Origin of the sequence: Streptomyces spongiae (genome assembly GCF_009377185.1) — a bacterium.
Classification (GTDB): domain Bacteria; phylum Actinomycetota; class Actinomycetes; order Streptomycetales; family Streptomycetaceae; genus Streptomyces; species Streptomyces spongiae.
In genome coordinates this window covers 1-2,615 of the sequence record NZ_VJZC01000921.1, presented here as the reverse complement: position 1 = coordinate 2,615, position 2,615 = coordinate 1, and the positions used below count along the sequence as shown (strand labels likewise).

The following is a 2,615-nucleotide window of genomic DNA, read 5'->3' as shown; positions in this document are numbered from 1 at the left end:
GGGTGAAGTGGTGGGCGGAGGCGGGCATGAAAAAAGCCGATGGCGGCGGAAAGCCGGTGCCATCGACTGCGGCTGAACGGGCGCGCGGACACCCGGTGACGTGGTTACCGCCTGGCGAGCTGCCGCTGCCCCAGGAACACCGCGCGGGCGATCTCCTGCGAGCCGACCTGGACCACGACGGGCCGGTCCGCGAGGCGCTCCACGGCGGAGGTGAGCGCACGCATCCCACCGCCCGAGCCCAGCATCCGCTCCAGCTTGGACAGCGGGATGACCGCCTCGTGCTCCCCGGCCTCACCGATCAGCGCGAGCGTGCCGCCGGACCGGGCCTGCACGATGCCGCCCTGGGCGAGGGCCGGCACGGGGATGGTCGGCAGGTTGAACGCGAAGCCCTTGCCGCCGATGACGGGCACCCAGTCCGGGACCTTGATCTTCACCCGGTTCAGGGACCCGATGAGCATGTTGAGCCCGCGCACCAGCATCCGCGAGGGCAGCAGGAACCCGTTGACGACGCCCTTGAAGAGCGGCCCGAGCATCCTGGCCGCGGACTGCGAGGAGCTCTTGATGGCGCTCCAGGCGGCGACGAGTCCGCGCTTGACCAGAGCCGCGACCTTGTCCATGTTGATGAACTGGGCGATCAGCGGCCCGACAAGAGTCATGATCAGGCCGAACGGGCTGGCCGCCATGGCGAGATTCAGCCCCCTTTGAGCGAGTGAGGCCCCCTTGAGCCCCTTGCCCAGACTCCCCATGGACTTCCCGCCCCTGTCGGCGTTCTTCCCGGCCCTGCCGACGGACTTCTCGACGGCGTCGGCCTGCTGCTTGACGCCTCGCAGGGCGGTCCTGGTCCGGTCGGCGGACGACTTCAGCTTGTCGAGGGAGGACTTGAGCCTGTCGGACCCGGACTTGGCCTTCCCGACACCGGTGTTGAGGCCGCCGGCCTCGGACTTGAGCCTGCCGAGGCCGCTGCCGCTCTGGGTCGCCGAGGTCCTGAGCCTGGTCAGCGAGGAGGCGGCCTGGCCCGCGTTGCTCTTGATCCTGCCGATGGCGGGTGCGGCCTGGCCCGCCGGGTTCTTCAGGCTTCCCACTGACGATGCCGCGTTCCGCGCGGCCTGCTGGATTCTCCGCAGACTGGACTGCGCGGCGTCAACGCTCTTCTGCATCTTGGATGCGCCGCCGGCGGCCGCCAGGAAAGAGTTCTTCAGTCCCATGTCATTCTCCTAGGCAGTTTGTTCCGCTTGCTGCATTGCACCGGTCAACTCGCGGAGACTGGACGTCAGCTCATCTGCCGCCTTGTTCAGCTTCTGCAGCTTCTCGGCCTGAGAGCCCGCTTCCGCAACGATTGGCTCGGGCGGTTTCGGATCGAACCTGGGAAAACCGTACGGCGTGGTTCCCACTTGCCTGTCGAATTTTCCGAGGATTCCGGACAGCAGTGCCTGGAAATCGAACAGCTTGACGCCGAGCACCCCGAGGGCCGCTGAGACACCCACAATCCATCCACTCGACTTGAATGCGTCGATCACGGGCTTCAGGCCGGTGGCTTCGAAAAACTGGTCCAGGAGGCCGGGTGAAGCCTGTCCCTTCGTTTTCTCGCTGGTGGTGGTGTCGGTCTTCTTCTCGGGCTGCGCCTTCATTTTCTCGTCCAGGTACGCCCGCGTAACCAGTCCATTGGTACTCTGGTCCGCCAGTCGCGTTTTGATCTCCTGGATCCTGCCCAGAATTTCGCTGTCCTTGGAGTCGGCCACGACCCCTCCTTCCGTATTATCCTGATTTGAGTGAACGTGGGCGAGTGTCGTACGGGTGTCCCGCAGCCGGTCGTCTGCTAGGGTCTGAGGTCATTTCCTTTCAACCGGGAGAAAACGGCCGGGGGTTTGAATGCTGGGAATCCTGATATTCCTCTGTTTCGTCTTGGTGACCCTTTTGGTGAATCACGTGTCACGAAGCTCGCTCAGAAAGAGGGGAATCCGGGCCAGGGCTGTGTGTGTGGACCACGTAAAGTGGGGAAATGACAAGGTCGGGCTGCTGATGGAGTGCGTTGGACCCGACGGTGCACCCGTCAGGCCCACAGTGGGCTACTACTCCAGTCCGCCGCTTCGTGTGGGCGATTCCGCTGATATCGTCTACAACCCGAAAAACCTCAAGGGAGCGAAATTCCTCAACGCCGCGGAGTCCGGCAGATGGGCCCCGGTGCTCATCGGGGTGGTCTCGGTTCTCGTGATCGTGACGGCTATGATCACTTTTGCTTAGTGGGCCCTTGATCCGCCAAGTTTCCTTGTCGCTCGGTGATGGCTTGTGCCATGATCACCGAATGGACGCTCCGGGGTGGGCAAGTCTCGGTCTGGTTGCTTTCCCGTCCCCTTCTGACCCCGCCTCGCTCTGGCGGAGGGTGCGCAGTCGGCGAGAGCTCGACTCCCGCGTATTTCTGGCCTACCTCAGTTACTGATGTACGAAGGCCGGCCGTGTTCATCCCGGCGGCAGGGTCGGCGGCCCTTTTAATTCCGTTCGAGATCTACACCATCAGCTACTACGGGTGATGGCGAGAACTGCCGCGGCACCACGCGCGCGGGCCGCTCCTACTCGTCCTCCGACGGATGAGGGCGTGCCGCGGGTGGGTGCGGGTG

Annotated in this window: 3 protein-coding genes; 1 reads left to right on the top strand and 2 read right to left on the bottom strand. The window is 64.4% G+C overall.

Annotation, left to right across the window (positions count from 1 at the left end):
• Window positions 1-104 precede the first annotated feature (104 nt).
• Both FNH08_RS48710 and FNH08_RS48705 read right to left on the bottom strand, forming a co-directional pair.
• Entirely contained in the window at window positions 105-1,205 is a 1,101-nt protein-coding gene (locus FNH08_RS48710; RefSeq protein ID WP_228034837.1) for a hypothetical protein, read from the bottom strand.
• 9 nt (window positions 1,206-1,214) lie between these two features.
• On the bottom strand, window positions 1,215-1,739 hold the full coding sequence (locus tag FNH08_RS48705; protein WP_152778318.1) for a hypothetical protein: 525 nt from the start codon (window positions 1,737-1,739) through the stop codon (window positions 1,215-1,217).
• A gap of 130 nt (window positions 1,740-1,869) precedes the next feature.
• Here FNH08_RS48705 and FNH08_RS48700 point away from each other — a divergent pair, with 130 nt between their 5' ends.
• Window positions 1,870-2,241 (top strand): hypothetical protein, encoded by a 372-nt coding sequence (locus FNH08_RS48700; protein ID WP_152778317.1) that lies wholly within the window; start codon window positions 1,870-1,872, stop codon window positions 2,239-2,241.
• Window positions 2,242-2,615: the final 374 nt, after the last annotated feature.